Origin of the sequence: Anaerolinea thermolimosa (assembly GCF_001050195.2) — a bacterium.
Taxonomy (GTDB): domain Bacteria; phylum Chloroflexota; class Anaerolineae; order Anaerolineales; family Anaerolineaceae; genus Anaerolinea; species Anaerolinea thermolimosa.
Genome location: NZ_DF967965.1, coordinates 2,032,263 through 2,053,305 on the forward strand (window position 1 = coordinate 2,032,263; position 21,043 = coordinate 2,053,305).

18 protein-coding genes are annotated in these 21,043 nt (G+C 53.9%); 8 read left to right on the plus strand and 10 right to left on the minus strand.

The window, feature by feature from the left end:
* Positions 1 to 21: 21 nt before the first annotated feature.
* Complete coding sequence (ftsH, locus tag ATHL_RS09215) at positions 22 to 1,887, plus strand: ATP-dependent zinc metalloprotease FtsH (protein ID WP_062192575.1); 1,866 nt, start codon at positions 22 to 24, stop codon at positions 1,885 to 1,887.
* A gap of 5 nt (positions 1,888 to 1,892) precedes the next feature.
* Here the strand turns inward: ftsH and ATHL_RS09220 are convergent, their stop codons facing one another.
* The 5 genes from ATHL_RS09220 to ATHL_RS09240 all read right to left on the minus strand — a co-directional run bounded on the left by ATHL_RS09220 (position 1,893) and on the right by ATHL_RS09240 (position 6,954).
* The gene (locus tag ATHL_RS09220) at positions 1,893 to 2,795 is read right to left on the minus strand and encodes a hypothetical protein (RefSeq protein ID WP_162787656.1); all 903 of its coding nucleotides are present in this window, start codon (positions 2,793 to 2,795) and stop codon (positions 1,893 to 1,895) included.
* Between the two features lie 119 nt (positions 2,796 to 2,914).
* Positions 2,915 to 4,573 carry a long-chain-fatty-acid--CoA ligase gene (locus tag ATHL_RS09225; protein WP_062192580.1) on the minus strand — a complete coding sequence of 553 codons (1,659 nt, stop codon included), beginning with the start codon at positions 4,571 to 4,573 and terminating at the stop codon, positions 2,915 to 2,917.
* A gap of 14 nt (positions 4,574 to 4,587) precedes the next feature.
* Positions 4,588 to 5,550, minus strand: a complete 963-nt coding sequence (gene miaA / locus ATHL_RS09230; RefSeq protein ID WP_062192583.1) for a tRNA (adenosine(37)-N6)-dimethylallyltransferase MiaA — start codon at positions 5,548 to 5,550, stop codon at positions 4,588 to 4,590.
* Positions 5,519 to 5,881 carry a YraN family protein gene (locus tag ATHL_RS09235; RefSeq protein WP_062192586.1) on the minus strand — a complete coding sequence of 121 codons (363 nt, stop codon included), beginning with the start codon at positions 5,879 to 5,881 and terminating at the stop codon, positions 5,519 to 5,521. The genes miaA and ATHL_RS09235 overlap by 32 nt, the downstream gene beginning before the upstream one ends.
* Positions 5,878 to 6,954, minus strand: a complete 1,077-nt coding sequence (locus ATHL_RS09240) for an MGDG synthase family glycosyltransferase (protein WP_162787657.1) — start codon at positions 6,952 to 6,954, stop codon at positions 5,878 to 5,880. The genes ATHL_RS09235 and ATHL_RS09240 overlap by 4 nt, the downstream gene beginning before the upstream one ends.
* A 157-nt stretch (positions 6,955 to 7,111) precedes the next feature.
* Here ATHL_RS09240 and ATHL_RS09245 point away from each other — a divergent pair, with 157 nt between their 5' ends.
* From ATHL_RS09245 to malQ, 4 genes are read left to right on the plus strand one after another with little or no spacing between them, the layout of a single operon-like run.
* The gene (locus ATHL_RS09245) at positions 7,112 to 8,281 is read left to right on the plus strand and encodes a CinA family nicotinamide mononucleotide deamidase-related protein (protein ID WP_062192600.1); all 1,170 of its coding nucleotides are present in this window, start codon (positions 7,112 to 7,114) and stop codon (positions 8,279 to 8,281) included.
* A 1-nt stretch (position 8,282) separates the two neighbouring features.
* Positions 8,283 to 10,259: an amidohydrolase family protein gene (locus ATHL_RS09250; RefSeq protein WP_062192603.1), complete on the plus strand. Its 1,977-nt coding sequence runs from the start codon at positions 8,283 to 8,285 to the stop codon at positions 10,257 to 10,259.
* Positions 10,256 to 11,740 carry a glycogen synthase gene (locus tag ATHL_RS09255; protein WP_062192606.1) on the plus strand — a complete coding sequence of 495 codons (1,485 nt, stop codon included), beginning with the start codon at positions 10,256 to 10,258 and terminating at the stop codon, positions 11,738 to 11,740. The genes ATHL_RS09250 and ATHL_RS09255 overlap by 4 nt, the downstream gene beginning before the upstream one ends.
* Positions 11,737 to 13,269: a 4-alpha-glucanotransferase gene (malQ, locus tag ATHL_RS09260; RefSeq protein WP_062192608.1), complete on the plus strand. Its 1,533-nt coding sequence runs from the start codon at positions 11,737 to 11,739 to the stop codon at positions 13,267 to 13,269. Before ATHL_RS09255 ends, malQ begins: the two co-directional genes overlap by 4 nt.
* Here malQ and ATHL_RS09265 read toward each other — a convergent pair whose 3' ends face one another.
* Positions 13,270 to 14,217 carry a DMT family transporter gene (locus ATHL_RS09265; protein WP_062192611.1) on the minus strand — a complete coding sequence of 316 codons (948 nt, stop codon included), beginning with the start codon at positions 14,215 to 14,217 and terminating at the stop codon, positions 13,270 to 13,272.
* A 164-nt stretch (positions 14,218 to 14,381) separates the two neighbouring features.
* Between ATHL_RS09265 and ATHL_RS09270 the strand changes: the two genes are divergently transcribed.
* The 3 genes from ATHL_RS09270 (at position 14,382) to ATHL_RS09280 (ending at position 17,023) form a co-directional block, all read left to right on the plus strand.
* The gene (locus tag ATHL_RS09270) at positions 14,382 to 14,993 is read left to right on the plus strand and encodes a superoxide dismutase (RefSeq protein ID WP_062192614.1); all 612 of its coding nucleotides are present in this window, start codon (positions 14,382 to 14,384) and stop codon (positions 14,991 to 14,993) included.
* A 40-nt stretch (positions 14,994 to 15,033) separates the two neighbouring features.
* Positions 15,034 to 15,444 (plus strand): 4Fe-4S dicluster domain-containing protein, encoded by a 411-nt coding sequence (locus ATHL_RS09275; RefSeq protein ID WP_084001310.1) that lies wholly within the window; start codon positions 15,034 to 15,036, stop codon positions 15,442 to 15,444.
* A 130-nt stretch (positions 15,445 to 15,574) separates the two neighbouring features.
* Positions 15,575 to 17,023 (plus strand): aspartate ammonia-lyase, encoded by a 1,449-nt coding sequence (locus ATHL_RS09280; protein ID WP_062192616.1) that lies wholly within the window; start codon positions 15,575 to 15,577, stop codon positions 17,021 to 17,023.
* A gap of 13 nt (positions 17,024 to 17,036) precedes the next feature.
* On the opposite strand, the gene ppgK is transcribed toward ATHL_RS09280, so the two are convergent.
* The 4 genes from ppgK to ATHL_RS09300 are packed head-to-tail and all read right to left on the minus strand — an operon-like array spanning position 17,037 to position 20,864.
* Positions 17,037 to 17,804, minus strand: a complete 768-nt coding sequence (ppgK, locus tag ATHL_RS09285) for a polyphosphate--glucose phosphotransferase (protein ID WP_236822360.1) — start codon at positions 17,802 to 17,804, stop codon at positions 17,037 to 17,039.
* Complete coding sequence (gene mltG / locus ATHL_RS09290) at positions 17,801 to 18,943, minus strand: endolytic transglycosylase MltG (protein ID WP_084001311.1); 1,143 nt, start codon at positions 18,941 to 18,943, stop codon at positions 17,801 to 17,803. Before mltG ends, ppgK begins: the two co-directional genes overlap by 4 nt.
* Positions 18,940 to 19,368, minus strand: a complete 429-nt coding sequence (gene ruvX / locus ATHL_RS09295) for a Holliday junction resolvase RuvX (protein WP_062192620.1) — start codon at positions 19,366 to 19,368, stop codon at positions 18,940 to 18,942. Before ruvX ends, mltG begins: the two co-directional genes overlap by 4 nt.
* Positions 19,365 to 20,864: a baseplate J/gp47 family protein gene (locus ATHL_RS09300; RefSeq protein ID WP_062192623.1), complete on the minus strand. Its 1,500-nt coding sequence runs from the start codon at positions 20,862 to 20,864 to the stop codon at positions 19,365 to 19,367. Before ATHL_RS09300 ends, ruvX begins: the two co-directional genes overlap by 4 nt.
* Between the last annotated feature and the right edge of the window lie 179 nt (positions 20,865 to 21,043).

Sequence of the window (21,043 nt, forward strand, 5' to 3'; positions counted from 1 at the left end):
TGCAAGTATTGGAGGTTATTTGTGAATTCACGGAACCAATCCTATATCATTTATGTGCTGCTCTTCATCGCGATCATCGCCATCCTGGTTTATCAATTCACTCAGCAGGGGAACAGTCAGGATGTGCTTACCATCAATGAAGTAGCCGCAGACCTTCAGGCTGAAAAGGTTGCTCGCATCGTTGAGAATGAAAACCGCCTCAAAGTCATTTACCGGGACGGTACTCAGCGTGACTCAACCATCGAATCCAACGCGACTTTCGTGGAGCAGATGTTGAGTTTGGGAGTGAAACCCGATCAACTCAGCCCGACTAAAGTAAAGATCGAAATCAAACCCCCCAGCGCCTGGCTTGGCCTGCTCACCCTGCTGGGATACGTACTTCCCTTTATTGTACTGGCAGGGGTGTTCTTTTTCATCTTTCGCCAGGCTCAGGGTAGTAACAATGCCGCCATGTCTTTTGGAAAGTCGCGAGCACGCATGTTCACCGGTGACCATCCAACGGTAACTTTCGAAGATGTTGCCGGGGTTGAGGAAGCCAAGGAAGAACTCAAAGAGGTGGTTGAATTCCTGCGTGAGCCGCAGAAATTCATTCAACTTGGCGCGCGAATCCCCAAAGGGGTTCTACTGGTAGGCCCCCCGGGAACTGGAAAAACCCTCATTGCCAAGGCTGTGTCTGGCGAAGCGGGCGTACCTTTCTTTTCCATTTCCGGGTCAGAATTTGTAGAAATGTTCGTAGGTGTTGGAGCCAGCCGCGTGCGCGATCTTTTCGATCAGGCCAAACGTCACTCGCCGTGTATCGTCTTTGTGGACGAAATTGATGCCGTTGGACGACACCGCGGTGCCGGTCTGGGCGGTAGCCACGATGAACGGGAGCAAACCCTCAACCAGCTTCTCGTCGAAATGGATGGCTTCGATACCGATACCAACATCATCATTATGGCCGCTACCAACCGCCCCGATATTCTTGACCCGGCGTTATTGCGCCCGGGACGCTTCGACCGGCGGGTGGTTCTTGATCGTCCGGATATGCGCGGACGGGAGGCGATCCTAAAAGTGCATGTCAAGGGAAAACCTTTGGCGCCCGAAGTTGATCTGAGCATCATTGCCCGCGCCACCCCGGGGTTTGTCGGGGCTGACCTGGAAAATCTGGTGAATGAGGCAGCCATCCTCGCCGCTCGCCGCAACAAGAAGGCCATTGGCCAACCCGAATTTGAAGAAGCCATTGAGCGCGTCATCGCTGGACCCGAACGGAAGAGCCGCCTGATCAGTGAAGAAGAGAAACGCATCGTGGCATATCACGAAGCCGGCCATGCGGTGGTGATGAACTCCCTCCCCGAAGCCGACCCCGTGCAGAAGGTTTCGATCATCGCCCGTGGAATGGCCGGGGGATACACCCTGTCTTTGCCGGAGCAGGACCGCACCCTTATGCCAAGAAAAAAGATGCTAGCCGATCTGGTTGGCTTGCTGGGCGGGCGTGCCGCCGAGGAACTGGTCTTCGATGACATTACCTCAGGAGCATCAAATGACATCGAGCGAGTCACACAGTTAGCCCGCACTATGGTTACCCGTTTGGGAATGAGCGAAGCTCTTGGCCCCATGGTTTACGGGCAAAAAGAAGAACTGATCTTCCTGGGACGCGAAATTTCTGAGCAAAGAGACTATTCAGAGGCCGTGGCTGAACAGATCGACCGCGAAGTCCGTCGTCTGGTGAATGAGGCATACGCCCAGGCAAAATCGATCCTTATGGAGCATCGCGATAAACTCGATGCTGTAGCCCAGCGCCTGCTGGAAGTGGAAACCTTATCCCGCGAAGAATTCGAGAAAATCTTCCCCCCACCCGTGCGAAAGCGCGGTGGGGTGCCATCTCTGGTTTCCAACCAGAATTAACCTGCTCAGGTGTTCAAAGAGGGAGTGGAATAAGCTCCCTCTTTGAATTTTAAAATCCATAAACCCGGGGCAATGATGGTCACCACTGCCCAGGCCTGATCGATCCCATAGGCAAACAGGATCACCAGAAGGGTGGGAACACCCAGCATCACAGCCCCCCACTGTAAACGTTTTGAATCCAGTAGCGGGATCATCTGAATCAAATCATAATCGTGAACCAGCGGGCTGATACAAAAATACCAGAGAGTCAGCAGATCCAAATCAAGCTTTTGCCGAACGTGCTTCAAAATCCATACAAAACTCAGAAGTGTTATGATCACCCAGAGCCCCCAGAACGCCCATCCATGAATACCCAGCATCACCAATCCACGTGGCACAAAACCCGCCAGAGCCCGTTCAAACAACGGACGGGGATGGCTCAGCCATTGAGAGAGCCAATCGGGAGCAACCAGGAAAGGTATCCCATAAATGAAGATCATCGCCGCCACCCACCCTAAAAACTGCTTTGGAATCTGACCCGTACCCCGAAAAGCTTTCCACCAGCGAGAAATCGCCCAGCTCAGAGGGAGAAGACCAAGCTGAGGCTTGATCAGGGTCAGTGCAAGCCAGATTCCCCCGCCAAAGTGATCCGTCTTCTGACGCTGGCGGTATCCCCATAACCCTATCATGCCAAATACCGCCGTTTGCCCTCCCAAAAAATGAGCTATCAATGGAGCATATAACAAGACCCAGAGCTTCCACCCACTGATCCACCACGCCACTATCACCGGCAAGAACAGCCACAAGGCCATGCTAACTGGCCGGGGCAGCGCAGCAAAACCAGCAAAAATCATCACAAATGGCAAGGGGTAATAGCTATTTTCGCCATACACTTCCTCTCCGCGTAAGAAGCGAGTGCCAATTTGCATGAAAGTCTCATAATCAACTGGCCCCTGGTCATGTTGTATCACGAAACCGATATAGAGCAGATAAACGGCCAGAAGCAAGAGAGAGAATATTCGGGGAAAAGTAGTTATGGCTGCATTTTTCAGGGATTTTTTTGTAAATGTTGCCATATCAGTTCCCTTCTGAGGATTTTCCCCACCCCTGTCCGTGGCAGACTCTCGCGAAATTCCACCTCCACGGGCACTTTATAATACACCAGAGCACGGCCGCACCATGAAATGATCTCCCCGGGGTCGAGTTCGCTACCCGGTCTGGGTACGATCCAAACCTTTACGGCTTCTCCCCGCAATGGGTGTGGAATACCCGCCGCCGCGACTTCCAACACACCAGGGTGCTGGGCAACCACCTCTTCAACCTCCCTTGGCCACACCTGGAATCCACTCACTTTGATTAAATCTTTCTTTCGATCAAGGATATAAAAATACCCATCGGAATCCATCCTGGCGATATCGCCGGTATACAACCAACCGTCACGCAGGGTGTTTACCGTTTCTTCTGGTCGGTTATGGTATCCCCACATCACCTGCGGGCCGCGAATCAACAACTCACCGGACTCGCCAGCAGGCAGATCTCGACGATCATCTTCCAAATCCACAATCCGGCAATCCACATCAGGCAAAGGCAACCCAATAGAACCAGCCCGCTTCTCTCCCAGCATCGGGTTGCAGTGGGTGGCGGTCGGTGCTTCAGATAGGCCATACCCCTCCATCAGCCGGGCACCGGTTAACTCCTCAAAACGAATTCGAACTTCTTCCAGCAATGGCGCAGAGCCAGATATACACGCCCGGATCGAACGCAAATCAAACCGACCTGCCAGAATGTCAGGATGACGGTTGATAGCAGCATACATGGCCGGAACACCAGGGAAAAAACTCGCCCGCCTGGTGTGAATTTTCTCCAGCAAACCGGTTAAATCTCGCGGATCAGCCACCAAAACCAGACGGGCAGCCATCATGACCCCCACGCTCATTCCAACCACCATGCCATAGACATGATAAAGAGGAATAGCCAGTAACACCGTCTCTTCTCCATCCCGCAATCCGGCTAACCAGTGCCGAAATTGCACTGTATTGGCCACCAGGTTGCGATGTAGCCCAATCGCAGCCTTCGGGATACCGGTAGTCCCACCACTGTACTGGAACACTGCTGGAGAATCCCGGGTTATCAGGCTCGAAGCGTGGGTAAACTTCCCCATACAGACGGCCTCTTGAAGCGAGCATTCAGCGTCAGACCTCGGATATTGTTCTTCGTCCTCCAACCAGGCACTCATCCGGTCAGCGTCTTCAAGTTCAGACCAGATAACCATGCGCAAAGCGGTGCTCTCGCGGACTTCTTTCACGATCTCTTCAGAATGGGTCATTGCCAGTAACATGGTCACACCGGCATCCTGCAAATGGAATTGAACTTCTCGCGCCCTGTAATGAGGGTTGAGCGCCACCACTATTCCACCCGCTTTAAGCACAGCATAAAAAGCCAGCACAAATTGCGGAAGATTGGGCATCATGATACCCACCCTCTCACCCATCTTCAGCCCCAGTTGAACCAATCCATCGGCAAGGCGATCCGTGAGTCGGGACATTTCCCGGTAGGTAATCGTTTTACCTTCAAAATCGGTACAAATCTGGTCAGGAAAGCGAACGGCCGCCTGATCCAAAAAGTCAAACACCCGTAAAGGGGGGTATTCCAGGTGATAAGGAACACCTGCATCGTATTTTCTCAGCCAGGGTCGTTCTACATCCATATATTCCTCGATTTTCAGACAGGAGAGTTGATCTCTCCCGTGAGCCAGCGGTGGATCAACTCGATCACTCTGTCAGGGGTCTGTTCATCCACAGTAAACCAGTAAATATCCGGGTCTTCCTCTCGGAACCACGCCCCCTGCTGACGGACATATCGGCGAGTCAGACGTTTCATCTCAGCAATGGCCTCCTCAAGTGAGCATTCACCACGTAAAAAACGGAAAACCTGCCGGTATCCAATGGCCGACATGGAAGGTAGATCAGCTCCGTATCCCTGAGATAACAACCTTTGCACTTCATCCACCAGACCGCTCCGAATCATGCGGTCAATCCGTGCATCGATAAGTTGATAAAGCTCACCACGGGGGCGCGTTAAACCAATACGCAATACATTATAAGGACTGGGAGTTTTACCCCGTTGCGCCGAGAAACGCCGTCCTGAATAGAAAATGACCTCCAGTGCCCGAATCGTCCGCCGTACATTGCGCGGATCGATCCTATAAGCAGCTTCTGGATCGAGGATCGCCAGCTTCCGGTGCATGGTATACGCCCCGGTTTGCACCGCCATAGCTTCCAGTACCTGCCGCAGACGGTGATCCGGTGGCTGCGAGGGTGGTTGCCAGCCTTCAACCACAGCCCGGATATACTGTCCCGTTCCCCCGACCAGAAGGGGAAGCTTTCCACGAGCATGAACCTCATCAATGATGACTCTGGCCTGTTTCTGGAAGTGAGCCAGACTCCAGAGTTCATCAGGGTTTGCCACGTCAATCAAATGATGGGGTACCCGGGCACGTTCTTCGATAGAAGGTTTCGCCGTCCCAATATCCATTCCCCGGTAAAAAAGGCGCGAATCGGCAGAAATGATCTCTCCATCCAGCGCTTCCGCAACACGAATGGCCAGCTCACTTTTTCCTACCGCGGTTGGCCCAACAATCACCACCAGCGGTTTATGTGGTGAGGGCATTTTCGAAATGCTCAATTTGTACCTCCCCTGGTCGGTCAGGTCGCCCTAGAATCGCAATCACATCTACCTGCCAGGGAGACTCTGTGCCACAGGATTGCCAGTAAAACTGAATGGCAGCCAGCAGATGATTACGCTTCTTTCCTGTAATGGCATCTTCTGGTAATCCAAAACCGCTCCCGGTACGCGCTTTAACCTCGATGAAAATGATCGTTCCTTCACGCTGTGCGATGAGGTCAATCTCTCCATAGGGGGTCTCCAGGTTACGATGGAGCACCTCATACCCCCGACCAAGCAGATATTCTTCCGCCAGTGTTTCACCCCAGCGCCCAATTTGCCGACGATTCATTCCAAGCCCCCCAGCACCATTCGTGCCACCTGTTCAGCCGCATCGGGCTTTCCAATCGCCCGAAATGTATCTTTCAGGGTGAGTAACCACCGGGTGTCCTCCATTGCACGCCAGACGAGCCGCGCCGCCAGTTCAGGAGAGGAAGCATCCAAAAACAACCCATGCCTGGCCAGAAAGGAAACATTGGCCGATTCAGCCCCCGCTCCCGCTCGTAAACATCCCAGTGGTAAACCACAGGCCAGTGATTCGGCTACAGTCAGCCCTCCCGGTTTACTGAAGAGAAGATCCTGCCCGCGCATGAAACCGACCATGTCGCTTACAAATCCCTGAACATCCACCTCCAACTGAGTTCGCCGGGATAACCTCCTAACGCGCTCTCGCAACGTTTCACGATTCCCGGTAACCACCGTAAAACGCACTCGAGTCTGACAGGGCTCCAGCGCTTCCCAGAAGTTTCTCAACCAGGCTTCCATGGAAGTATACGCCCCACTGTATACTCCACCCGCCAGAATTCCCACTTGAAGTACTCCTCCACCTCGCAGAGCCGGCCATCCTTCCTCCGGCTCAAATCCCTTTCTCAAGGGAATTCCCGTCGGATGGATTTTCTCAGGATTTTTCCCACGTTTGATGAAGTCTTCACGAACATCCTCATGAGCCACAAAATAACCATCCACACCCTCAATCGGCCAGTAACCATGAGCACCAAAATCGGTGACTACACCGTACACCCGCCAGTTTTTCTTATAACGCTGTCTGGCATGAAGCGCCATGCGTAATGGAACCACATGCGTGGCAAGCACAACCCCATCCTGAAATTCAGGCAGGCTCCGCTGCCAGAACTCCCATTGAGAGACCCATCTCACCCAGGGTGATTTCCCTCCTCTCCAGGCCTTGCCGTATACAAACCTCAGATAACGAGTGGTAACTGCCAGGCCGGTGTTTCCTACCTGCGGGAAGAAGGGAAATACTCGCTCGATAGGATCGTACAATGCCACCTGAAGCTGTGGTTCCAGCCTTAGAAGGGCATCCCGAATCGCCCTGGCTGCCATTAAGTGCCCGGAGCCTATGCTCAAATAAAGCAAAGCAATTCTATCCACTTTGTCAGCGGCTCGATTCGTGTTAAACTAAAATCACCCGCAAGGGACGTGTTTCGGGATTATAAATTCCCTCAAGAAATACGTCTCTTATAAGCAAAAGCACACCCATTTTACCTGATCTTGAGGCCCCTGCATGCCCACAGCTGAAATTATCACCATTGGAACCGAACTTCTTTTAGGCGAAATCCAAGACACCAATACCCGCTACCTTGCACGGGCATTGCGTGACCTGGGCATTGATCTTTACCGCACAACAACCATCGGAGATAACGAAGAACGAATTGCCCGGGTAATAGAAGAAGCCCTGGGCCGCTGTCAGATCATCATTACGACCGGTGGACTGGGGCCGACAGTGGATGATCCTACCCGACAGGCCGTAGCCCGGGCACTGGGGGTGCCACTGGAATTTCGGAACGATCTCTGGGAGCAAATCTCCAACCGCATCTTAACCCGTTATGGCCGTCAGCCCTCAACCAACAATATGCGACAGGCATGGATCCCCGCCGGATCCATTCCCATTCCCAACCCGGTCGGTACAGCCCCGGCTTTTATCGGAGAACGTGGCGATGCCTGTGTTATCAGCCTGCCCGGCGTACCACGGGAGATGGAATACCTTTATCAGAACGCAGTAGTACCCTATTTAAAACAACGTTACCATCTCACAGGGGTGATAAAAGCCCGGGTTTTACACACCGCGGGGGTTGGAGAATCGCAAATTGACGAATGGATTGGAGATCTGGAGACTCTCTCCAATCCAACTGTGGGGCTGCTCGCTCATCCAGGTCAATGCGATATCCGTATCACCGCCAAAGCCAATTCACAGGAAGAAGCCGATCAAATGATCGCTGAGCTTGAGGCCACCATCCGCCAGCGATGCGGAGATTCCATCTACGGAACCGATAACGAAACCCTTGAGGACGTGGTCTTCCAAAAACTCGCCCGTCAGGGCTGGAAACTGGCCGTTTTTGAAAGCGGGCTGAATGGAGCATTACGCGAACGCCTGCAAAGTCACGGCATGCCACCGGAATGGATTGCCGTGGCAGAATCTCCATACATGCCAAAGGATCTCGAAACGATACTTCGTGATCTTTCCCATCGCCTTAAAGCCGAGGTAGTTCTTGGTGTCTGCCTGATTCCAGAGGAGGATAAACAATCCCTGACCCTTCTGGTGCTCTCCCCTTCGGGAATGCTGGAAAATCAGCGTTCTTATGGCGGCCCTCCCCAGCTCGCCGCGAGCTGGGCGATTCATTCTGCGCTGGATTTTCTCCGGCGCAACCTGCCCACCCCCCTGGAGGAAAACTAAAGTGAAACAGGCTGACCTGATTCTGACCAATGCCCACGTGCTGACCATGGATGAACAGATGAAGCAGTTCCCTCAGGGAGCTGTAGCAGTGCAGGGTGAAAGTATTCTCGCCGTTGGCCCGGCAGATGACATCATCCGCGAATTTAACGCCCCCGTCCTCATCGACTGCGGCGGAAAGGTGGTGATGCCGGGTTTGATCAACGCCCACACCCACGTCCCCATGACTCTCCTTCGCGGGTTGGCTGATGACCTGCGATTGGATGTCTGGCTTCTGGGGTATATGATGCCGGTGGAAAGGGAATTTGTCTCACCTGACTTCGTGCGCCTTGGGACGCAAATCGCCTGTGCCGAAATGATTCGGAGCGGTGTCACAACCTTTGCAGATATGTATTACTTTGAAGAAGACATTGCCAGGGCAACGGCCGAAGCAGGCATGCGAGCATTGTGCGCTCAAACCGTGCTTAAATTTCCCACCCCTGATGCCCAGTACTTCGAAGAATCCCTGGCGATGGCGCGGGATTTCATTACTCGCTGGAAAGACCATCCCCTTATTATTCCTTCCGTTGCTCCCCACGCCCCATACACCTGTACCGATGAAATTTTACGATCAACAGCCGCTCTGGCAGCTGAGTTTGATGTGCCGCTCCACACACACCTGGCCGAAACCGCCCAGGAAGTGGATAATATGCGCCGCGAACAGGGCATGCCCGTCATCCCTTACGTGAAAAAACAGGGACTCTTTGAGGCAAAAGTGCTGGCCGCCCACTGTGTCCATGTGGACGAAGGGGAATTACGAACCATGCTCCACGCTGGAGCAGGTGTCGCTCATAACCCCTCCTCAAATTTGAAGCTGGCTTCGGGAATCGCCCCGGTGAGCCGGATGCTTGCGGTGGGACTGAATGTTGGCATTGGCACAGACGGTCCCGCCTCCAACAATGATTTGGATATGTTCGAAGAAATTCGTCTGGCAGCGTTCCTGGCCAAGGGCTCTACCAGCGATCCCACTACCGTACCGGCGCCCCAGGCCCTGCTCATGGCCTCCCGGCTTGGCGCTCAAGCCATGCACATTGGGCACCTGACCGGCTCTCTTGAGCCCGGAAAACGTGCCGACCTGATCGTGGTGAACATTTTCCCGTTACATAATGCCCCTCGCTTTCTGCGCGATGAAAACAGTGTCTATTCCCAGCTTGTGTACGCCGCTAAATCAACCGATGTTACCGATGTGATGGTTAACGGCCGCTGGTTAATGCGCGACCGCACCTTGCTTACTCTGAACGAAACGGAACTGATCCAGGCCGGGCAAGAATACGCTCGCCGGATTGACACCTTCCTCATTCAGCGGGAACAATCCATCCTTTCAAAACTGGTTGCCATTGGCGGGGCCATGGAGGAAGAAAGCTTCGAGATTCAGGTAAAAGTTCCCCTTGAACGGATCGAGCCGATTCTGGAATCCCTGCAAAAACCGCTGGTGCATATTCTTCGCAAACGACACTACCATGAATATGACACCTACTTCTTCTTCCCTCAAGAGGAAGAAGGTATCCTCCGTTACCGTGAGGATGATTTTGTTAACGAGAAGGGTGAAGTCTACAACGTGCGCTCCAGGTTAACACTCATCGGAGCACATGAACACCACCTTCCCCAGGTACTTCTCTCTCGCAGTCGATACTATGCACCCGCATCTCACTCCCTGCGTTTCTACCGCGAGTATTTCAAACCCCAGCGTGAAGTGGAAATTCAAAAAGACCGTTTACGTTTCCTGATCAGTTTCAAGGAAACCGAGTTCTTCGTCAACCTCGATACTCTTACCATGCCTCCTCTCGGTCATTTCCTTGAAATAAAAGCCCGTACCTGGAGCCGCAAGGATGCTCGTCAAAAGGCTGATCTGACCCAGGAACTGCTCGCTTACCTTGGCGCACCAACCGATCAGACCATCATCAGTGACTACATCGACATGGTACAATCAGAAAAGCGATGAAGCACAACGTTCTACGCATACTCTTTGCCGCCGCAGAAGCCGCTCCCTTCGTGAAAGTGGGAGGGCTGGGAGATGTTGTGGGTTCTCTCCCCCCGGCTCTTCTCGACCTGTCTCCATCTCTTAAGGGAACGCAACTCGATATTCGCGTGGCCATCCCCTTCCATGCGGTCATTCCCCGTCAGGTTGCACCTTCCCAGCCCGAAGTGACTTTCTCCATTTCCACTCCGGCAGGGCCGAAGCAAGCCCATGCCTACCGCGCTGATTTGCGCGGCATTCCTGTTTACTTCATCGACGGTGACCCAATCCCCAGAGAAGGCGGTGTTTACAGCCTCGATACTCAAAAAGACGGAGAGAAATTTACTTTCTTCTCCCTGGCATGCCTAGAATTATGCCGTGCCCTCCAATGGAAACCCGACATTCTTCACGCTCATGACTGGCACGCCGCATTAGCCATTCACCAGCTGGCAGAACTTCGGGAACACGATCCCTTCTTTCGTTCTACCCGTGGAGTGTTGACCGTGCATAACTTACCGTACATGGGGGCTGGCACAGACCAGGCCATGCGCGCGTACGGCATCAAGCCCAGGCTTGACCCACGCCTACCCCCCTGGGGAAGCTATCAACCTCTTCCCATGGGACTGGCCGCGGCCGACCACATCACCACAGTATCTCCAACCTACAGCCGTGAAATTCTCACCCCTGAATTTGGCTGTGGATTAGAAACTTTCCTCCAATCCCGGGCCAGCTCGCTTACGGGTATTCTTAACGGGCTGGATATGAAAGAATGGGACCCGGCCACGGATCACTTGATTAAAGCGCCTTTTAACCGGGACGATCTTGCCCCACGGGAGGAAAATCGGAAAGCTCTTCTGGAAGAGGTCGGGCTTGACCCGTGGAGCGATGCCCCTTTGCTCATCCTCGTAAGCCGTTTTGATCGCCAGAAAGGCATCGATCTGGTGTCCGATGCTTTACGCCAGGTTCAGAGCGAACCCTGGCAGGCTATCTTCCTTGGGAGTGGAGATCCTCTCCTTGAGGAATCAGCCCGCAGGTTAGAATTGGACTTACCCAGCCGGGTTCGCGCCGTTTTGCGCTTCGATAGCCAGCTTTCTCGCCGAATGTTTGCCGGGGGTGATGTGTTATTAATGCCATCCCGCTACGAGCCCTGCGGCCTCACTCAGATGATCGCCATGCGTTACGGCTGTTTGCCGGTTGCTCATGCTACAGGCGGCCTGCGTGATACCATCATCGACCTGGGTGAACCCTCCCGTAGCAGTGGTTTCCTCTTCGAAACTGCTTCTGCTTCGGCGCTGGCGGCAACACTGCGCCGCGCCTTTGCAGCGTATGCCAACCGCCCCTCCTGGGTTGCTCGTCAGCGTTTTGCCATGAGCCAGGATTTTTCATGGTCTCGTTCCGCTCAGGCTTATCTTGATCTCTACTTCGCATTAACCGATTCAACCCAAAATCAGGGAGATATTGAATGAACTTCGCGCGCTCTGCTGGTATCCTCCTCCACCCCACCAGCCTTCCCGGCCCGGATGGCATCGGCGATCTTGGCCCGGAGGCATATCGCTGGGTCAACTTTCTGGCGGAATCTGGTTGTTCATTATGGCAGATCCTCCCGTTAGGCCCAACCGGCTATGGCGATTCTCCCTATCAGTGCTTTTCTGCTTTTGCCGGAAATCCCTATCTGATCAGCCCGGCTTTGCTCCTGGAGGATGGTTTGCTGACCGCCGCAGACCTTGAAGATCGCCCCACCTTCCCTGCAGACCGGGTAGATTATGGGCCAGTGATCCAGTGGAAACTCACCCTCCTCGATCGAGCCTATCGCCGCTTCAAACGTTCCAGTTCATCCAGACGTCGTGAAGCCTTTGAACAATTCCAGAGTGAAAACGCTACATGGTTGCCCGATTTTGCAACCTTCATGGCGATTAAAGAATCACAGGGGGGTGTTTCCTGGGAAAACTGGCCCAGGCCGTTACGTCGGAGAGAACCAGGCGCCCTGCAGACCTTTGCCGCCGAGTTCGCTGACACCATTCAGAACCACATCTTCCGCCAATTTCTTTTCTTCCGCCAGTGGCAGGCATTACGCCAATATGCCCACTCCCGTGGAATTCAAATCATCGGGGACGTGCCCATCTTTGTGGCCTATGACAGTGCCGACGCATGGTCGCACCCCGAATTATTCTATCTCGATGATGAAAGCCGTCCCACGGTAGTCGCCGGGGTTCCCCCGGATTACTTTTCAGAGACCGGGCAACTCTGGGGAAACCCACTCTACCGATGGGATGACCATCAACAGTCTGGTTTTGCATGGTGGATTGAACGGATCAGAGCCACTCTTCGCACAGTAGACATCATTCGTCTGGACCACTTTCGTGGGTTTGCTGCCTACTGGGAAGTCCCTTACGGCCATCCCACTGCGGAACATGGCAAGTGGTCACCTGGCCCCGGTGCGGCCTTCTTTGAGGCTCTGCGGAACGCACTGGGAAACCTGCCCATTATTGCCGAGGATTTAGGTGAAATCACCCCGGATGTCATCGCCCTGCGCGATCAATTTGACCTGCCCGGCATGAAAATTCTCCAATTTGCCTTTGCCGCTGACCCGGACGATCTCTTCCTCCCACACAATTATGTTCGCAACTGCGTGGCATACACCGGCACCCACGATAATGACACCTCGCTGGGATGGTACCTCTCGGCTCCTGAGAAAGAGAGAGACCTGGCTCGCCGTTATCTGGCACGCTCCGGTGAGGATATTTCCTGGGATTTGATCCGTGCCGTGTGGAGTTCGGTAGCCGTTTTTGCCCTGGCGCCTCTGCAGGATTTCTTGAAACTGGGAAGCGAAGCCCGCATGAACTACCCCGGACGGGCTGGAGGAAACTGGGCATGGCGCTTCGAAGCACACGCCCTCGATGACGCTCTCAAAGCCCGTATCAAAGAAACGAATTTTCTGTATGGCCGCCTGCCAGAATCGATGAAGCCGCCGAAAATCGTTAAAAAATGGACCTGATTATTCGGATCGGCCCTTCCCCTTTTGACCATTCCAGGTAGCCAGAGAAATACCCATCAAAATAATCCCACCGCCAACCACTTCCAAAAAACCTGGCCATTCCCCGAGTACGGGAATGGCCAGTAACGTTGCTCCAATCGGCTCTGCCAGAACCGCAATAGACACGAACACCGCAGGCAAATATCCCAGGGCAAAGTTATAGGATGTGTGTCCGAGAAGCTGGGGAATGGCCGCCAGACAGAGCAACCACACATACGTCAACCCGTGAAACCCGCCAAGGGCTTCCCCGGAGAGCAATGCCATCCCCACCAGAAGCACGGCCGCAAAACCATAAACCATGCTAATATAACTCACCAGAGACAGCGTGGCCCGGACCTTCCGACCCACAAGCATATACCCTGCGGCAAGCCAGGCTCCCGCCAGTGCCAGGACATTCCCCAAAAAGGATCTCCCCTGAAAGAATCCTTCCAGGCCACTACAGGCCAGCCCGTTAACTGTCCACGAGCAGACCTCGGCCAGGCTCACCAGAACCCCTCCCAAAAGCGCCACCAGCAACCCGCCCCAAATTCGTGGACTTAACCGCTCTTTGAGGAAAATTGGAGAGAGCAGACCCACCCACAGAGGAGTTGTGGTTACCAGCACCACCGAACTCGCCACACTGGTATACGCCAGAGAGGTGATCCACACTGCAAAATGCACCGCCAGAAACGCTCCTGAAAGAAGCAGCCAGGTGATCTGGTCTTTCTTCAATTGGCGAATTTCGGCCCTTTTCTGCCAGGTAAATGGAAGGAGAATCAGGCTGGCAAACACCAGGCGATACGCCGCCACTACCAGCGGTGCTGCCTCCATTTGCGCCAGCCTTACAAAAACAGCCGAGGTAGAAACCGCAAAGATTCCGAAAAATAACACCAAAAAGGGAGAGACAGGAGGTCGGGATTCTGGCGCCATGAAATATCTTCTCCTGGAATTTGACAAATATCACCCTAATAGATAGAATTAGATCGTAACTTTCTGGAACCTGCGCAACAGCAGGCCCCGGTCTTTCTCATAAACCGTTGGAATATCAGAGATGTTATTCCACAGAGACTCTATTATAATAAAGGAGTAACCCAATGTCCTTCTCAATGCTTCCCCTACCTTATGCCTACGATGCCCTCGAACCTTATATCGATGCCCGCACCGTTGAGATTCACTACAGTAAACATCACGCCACGTATTTGAACAATCTGAACGCCGCTCTTGAAAAGCATCCGCAGTTCTTTGACTTGCCGATCGAAATGATCCTGAAAGACCTGGATAATATTCCCGAAGATATCCGCACCACCGTACGCAACAATGGGGGTGGTTATTACAATCACAACCTCTACTGGGCCATTATGGGCCCCGGGAAGGGCGGAGAACCAATCGGAAGTCTGGCCTCAGCCATTCAGACAACGTTCGGGAGTTTTTCAGCGTTCAAAGAACAGTTCGAGAAAGCCGGGCTGGGGCGTTTTGGCAGTGGCTGGGCCTGGCTGAGCCGCAATGTTTCCGGGGGACTGGTTATTCATTCTACCCCCAATCAAGACACCCCCCTTGCCGAAGGCCTGCACCCCATCATCGGAGTGGATGTTTGGGAACACGCCTATTACCTGAAGTATCAAAATCGCCGCGCTGAATACCTGTCGAACTGGTGGAATCTGGTAGATTGGGAAGCAGCTCAGCGGCGTTTTGAACAAAAATCGTGAGTGATCCAAGGTTCAGGTTCATTTTTCGAAGGAGGAATCCATGACGCACGTAATCACCAGCCTCTGCCTGCGCGACGGTGGATGTGTCACCGTCTGCCCTGTCGAATGTATTGTTCCGGGTAAACCCGAAAGTGAGTGGCCGTGGTTCTACATCGACCCGGATACCTGCATCGATTGCGGCGCCTGTGTCCCCGAATGTCCCTGGGAAGCCATTTTCCCGGAGGATGAGGTTCCCTCTGCCTTCAAAGCTAAAGAAGGGCAGCGGCTTTCCATGCCGGTTGGCACCCCTGGTTTCACCGAGGTTTACGATGGAGTCAACCATGAAGGTGAACCGGTTCACCTGGAAGCCACAAAAACGCTTAAGGCTGGTGAGGTCGTTGATCTTACCCCGGCCATTGAGATCAATAAAAAATTCTTCAAAGAAGGGCCCGGGTATTCCGCTGCTTCTTGAGCTGAGCCTTATAGAGGATCAACAGGCGGGCCTGGCCTCCCCGGAGAACTTTTCTTTTCCCTGAGGACATTCCTGAGGGCTATCCGTTAGGTACACAGACGGATAGCCCTTAATTATTCCTGGAGGTTCAATGAATTCAGAAACAGCTCCCTTTCGCGTTGAACGCGACTCCCTAGGTGAAGTCCGGGTTCCCCAAAATGCCCTGTGGGGAGCGCAAACCCAGCGAGCCGTTGAGAATTTCCCGATCTCTGGTATACGTCCCTGGAGAGCGTGGATCTGGTCTGTGGCAGTAATTAAACGGGCCGCGGCTGAAGTCAATAGCGAGCTCGGTTTACTGGACAGACCATTGGCCCAGGCAATTGCCCGCGCCGCAGATGAAGTCATGGAAGGGCAGTGGGATGATCAGTTCGTTGTCGACCCATTCCAGGCTGGCGCAGGCACCAGCCACAACATGAATGTCAATGAGGTGATTGCCACTCTGGCCTCGCGTCTCCTGGGAGGGGCGCCTGTGCATCCCAATGATCATGTAAATATGTCTCAATCCACCAATGATGTCATCCCAACTGCTATTCGCCTGGGAGCGCTCTGGCGGCTGGATGAACTCCTCAATGCCGTAGAGGACCTTGCCTCTGCCCTCAATGACAAAGCTACAGCCTTTGATGATGTGATCAAATCGGGGCGTACCCACCTGCAGGATGCTGTACCGATAAGGCTGGGGCAAGAGTTTTCCGGTTATGCACGGGCAGTCAAAAGAGATGCCGGGCGTATTCGCCGTGCCGCTGAAGGCCTGCGTCGCCTTGGCATTGGCGGTACCGCTGTAGGCACCGGACTTAATGCCCATCCGGAGTACCATCCACGCATGGTAAACCGCCTGAGTCTGCTCACCGGTTTCCGACTTGAGGAATCGGATAACCTTTTCGAAAGCATGCAAAGCATGGCCGATGTAGCAGATTTTTCTGCCTCCCTGCGAACCCTGGCCATCACCCTGACCCGCATTGCCAACGATTTTCGCCTGCTGGCTTCGGGCCCCGCTACCGGCCTGGATGAAATCCGCCTGCCAGCCGTGCAACCCGGATCGAGCATCATGCCGGGGAAGGTGAATCCCGTGATGGCCGAAATGCTTAACATGGCCATGTTCCACATTCAGGGATGCGACCTGACCATTTCACTGGCAGCCCAGGCCGGGCAGTTCGAATTGAACGTGATGATGCCGATTATTGCCCATAATCTTTTTGAAGCAATGCAGATTAGTATCGGTTCAATCCGGGCATTCACTGATAAGTGTGTCCGTGGGCTACTGGCCAACCGCCTAAAAGCCGAAGGCTGGTTAGCACGGAATGCCATCCTTGTTACGGCCCTGAACCCTCTGATTGGATATAGCGCCGGAGCCGCACTGGTAAAAGAAGCCTCGAATCGCAACCTGACCATTCTGGAGGTTGCCCTCGAAAAGGCTCATCGCGGTGAACTTCGGCATCGCGATACCGGCATCCCCGTATCAGAGGATCAAATCCAAAACGCTCTGAGCAACCTCCGCCGCCTGACCGAGGGAGGAATAATCAGTTCTGGCGGAATCGGCTAACCCGGGTATGCCCTCAGCTAAATTTCGTCCTGGCGTAAAGCGCCGCGCCTACGATTCCCGCCTGATTGAGGAGTTGAGCGATCACCACTCTCGTACGCAGGTTAAAATAAGGCACAAATTTATCTGCCGACTTACTTACACCCCCACCCAGAATGAAGAGGTCAGGCCAGAAGAGGTTTTCTAACCGCTCCAGGTGTTCGTTCAGGCGCTTTGCCCAGGCCTGCCATGAGAGTCTTTTTCGCTGTCGCGCTGCATCCGAGGAACGAGTTTCAGCATCCTTACCGCGAATTTCAATGTGCCCCAGTTCTGTGTTTGGCACCAGAATCCCATCCACGAAAAGTGCCGTGCCGATTCCCGTGCCGATGGTGATCATCATCACCACCCCCATCTGACCGCGCCCGGCGCCAAAGGACATCTCTGCCAGCCCGGCGGCATCCGCATCGTTCACCACATAGAAAGGGCATCCTGTAGCCTCGCTGAACAACGAGGAAGCGTCCAGGCCGATCCATGTTTTATGGATATTCGCCGCTGTTCGCACCACACCCTTCTGAACAACTGCCGGGAAACCGGTTCCCACCGGCCCATGGTAGTTGAAATGAGCAACCAGCTCTTTCACGGTTGCGGCTACCTCTTCGGGTCGGGCCTTTTCGGGAGTAGGAAGGCGAAAACGCTCCGTAGTCATTTCACCGGTATCGGTATTCACTACCGCACCTTTGATGCCAGTTCCGCCGATATCGATCCCCAGAATTTCCATGGCTGCTCCTTTTTTAAAATAACTCATGGACAGGCATTCTGTAAATGCTCTTCGTAACTTCGCGCAAAGGTATGCCGTCCCGAACCATCACAGGCGGCGCGAAAATAATAATAGGGGGTCTGTGCCGGATAAGCCACTGCCCGCAGCGCCTCGATAGAAGGGTTGCAAATGGGGCCGGGGGGTAACCCCTGATTTAAATAAGTATTATACGGGGAATTGATTTGCAGATCACTGGCAGATAACGGATTAGTCCACCAGGTGTTTTGAGAAGCATTGAACCCAAGCGCATACTGCACCGTGGGGTCGCTATCGAGTTTCATGCCATCTTTTAAACGGTTGAAAAACACCGACGCAATCAACGGCTGCTCTTCGACAAGTATCGCCTCCCGTTGAACAATCGAAGCCAGCGTCACCGCTTCCTGCAGGCTGAGATTCTGGCTTGCAAATGCGTTCCGCAGATCATCCGTAACGGCTTGATCAAATGCCCGCATGAAAGTCCTCACCATCATATCTGCTGTAAGATTGCGCATTAACCGGTACGATCCCGGCAAGAGCGTCCCCTCAAGCGGCTTCCCTGAGGGCCAATCCGCAGGCAGGATAGACTCCGGGGGTGTTCTAACCACCTGTAGAAAAACCTCCGGGCGGATGGATAACCCCGAAGTGGGCAGTGCGGCAGCAATTTCCTCAGCGCGCCACCCGGGCAGGATGTTAAATTCTACCTCCTCAGGGGTCGCATCCTGTAACTCCAGAGCAATTTCGCGGGGTGTCATGGCGGGGCTGAGCGTATATTCCCCGGCCTGAATTGTAGTGTCCAGTCCGGTATACATCAGGTATGTTCGAAAAACCGTTCCATTCCAGACCAAACCGCTCTCTTCAAGGCGAATAGCTACCGAATTGGCAGTTTCTCCTGGTCGGACGATAAAAGTACGAGGTTGCCCTTCTTTATCCAGAGGACGATTGAGATCTTCTCGATGCAGGAGCAATTCCACCACGGCAGTGATGCGCTGTGCCTCTCCCAGTGCAGGGTTGGCCGGGCCAAAAGCATCTTCTGCAAGGCGGGGAAGCAGGTAATACCCCGACCCCCCCATCAGCAGCAGAAGGAATGAAAGAATGAACACCCCCAGCAGCACGAGTTCAAGGCATCCTAAACGGGGTCTCTTTTTCATGGTTCGGCCTGTGCGTCTAAATAGCTTTGTAAAATAATCGTGGCGGCAATCTCATCCATGTGGCCGCCTCGGCGGCTGCGTTTAACCCCCATGGCAATCCGTGATTCACGTGCAAGGCGGGTACTACCACTCTCATCCCATAACTCTACAGGAAGATCCGTTTGCCCGCGAATGGCCTCTGCCAGACGAACCGCTTTACGTCCTTGCGGGGTGGGATAACCATCCTCATCCAGTGCCTGCCCCACCACAATCTTCACCGCGCCCTGCTCCCGGGCGATCTGAGCAATCTGAGCTGCATCGAGAGCTCTTGCCACGTGATGGATAATCCCCAGAGGGCCGGCAATGGTACCTGTTGGGTCGCTGATCGCCAGCCCGATGCGCTGGTCTCCCGGGTCTACCCCCAGAATGCGTCCGGTTTCTCTCATCGTTTTACGACCTCGATCCGAAAAGGCACCCAGGGCATTCTCGGCCACCAGGACGGGAATAAATACACTTCCGGAGGCTCAGCCAGTGAAAACATTGCCATGAGCCTGGATACTGCCTCGGTAGAAGGGTAGCCCACCAGTGCCTGAGCGGCAACACCGCCTGACCAGTCTGCCTCTGCCTTTCGATAAACCTGAGTTGTCCAGTGGATGGCGCCCTGAGCATCGATCTTGCTCCCCTCAGCAAAATGAAATTCCAGGGATTCTGGTAAAGGGTGAAAACCGGCCGGCAAACTGACGTTCAGCGCCGTTTGAGAAAGGGAGGATAAATCTGCTTTTCGGATGTACCATGCTGTAAACTCGGCCTGCAGATTAAGGCGCGCTTCACTGCCTGGCTGGCCGGGCTGGGGTTCTCGGGTTTCGCTCATTTTTTTACTCAGTTTCAGACTCCCCGGTACCAGAAGCTGATCAGACGTCAAAGATTTCAAAAGTTCTTCCATGGCAGCCGATCGAAGAGAGTTTTCCAGTGTCTGCTCCAGCTTCTGGTAATCTTGCTCAGCTGGAGAGGGAGACCATCGGTCTTCTCCTCCCTGAATCGGCTCCGGATTGTTCGCCAGCACGACCATTCCAAGCAATCCTTCCACCGCCAGTGTACTTCCGGCATCCAGATTGCCCTGCGAACCCGGTAAAAGCGCCCTCACGGGCACAGTGACGGTCTGCCCCACCCCTCCGGGAACAATCACCTGGCGGGTTGTCTCATACCTATTGGAGCCTTCAGCACCACCCAAAATGACGGTTCCCTGAGGAATTTCGACAGGCTGCACCCCAAGGTTGGATAAAACGACCTCACCGGTCGCCGATCGATCTGGTAAGGCCGTCTTTCCAGTGCTGGGGCTCTGTTCACCTCCCTCAACTACCACACTCACCGGGAAAGCCGGCAAACCGCCAGAAAGGTTAACAGATGGAAGGTCAGGGCTTGCCCAGACCGGTAAATCTAACTTTTGTTCTATTTGGAGGGGGGTAAGGACAACCTTCGCAGAAGGCAAAAAGAAGGCAACCAGAGAAAAAACCGCCAGTATACCCAAAACAAAGGATAGGATCCGTAGAAAGGGATAATCCATTTGCTTCGGGCGAAGAGAAGACCTCCAGGTGCGCAAATCGGTGGGAACCACACGCGGTCGCTGATTCAACCAGTTCCGCCTGCGTTGCCTGCGCGGACGCCGCCACGAACGGTTCTGCGCCTGCACCACTGACCCAAACACCGGAATCCCCTCTTCCAGAGCAATCCGACGCACATCCTGATCCTGGGTCACCAACCCCAGTTGAGCCCCCAGCGAGCGGGCATGACGATGAAGCAGAAAAAGATCTACCTGCCGCTTCAGGACGCTTCCACGTTGAGGCCAGACGAGTAAAATCCGCGGTGCCTTGCTCCAGGCCATTTTATCGCGCACCGAAAGCACATCGTCATGACTATCCAGTTGAATGATGTGGGTTTTCATACCGTCTGAGTGAATTATACAACACCATCCTCTCAACCTGTGCGCCGATCAAATTGACGCAGTCGCCCAATCCCAATACAATAAAGATGTTCTTTATCCTCAACATCGGGAGCCGGCATGAAAATCTTCGTTCCTGGGCGCGTTTGCTTGCTTGGAGAACACTCCGACTGGGCGGGTGG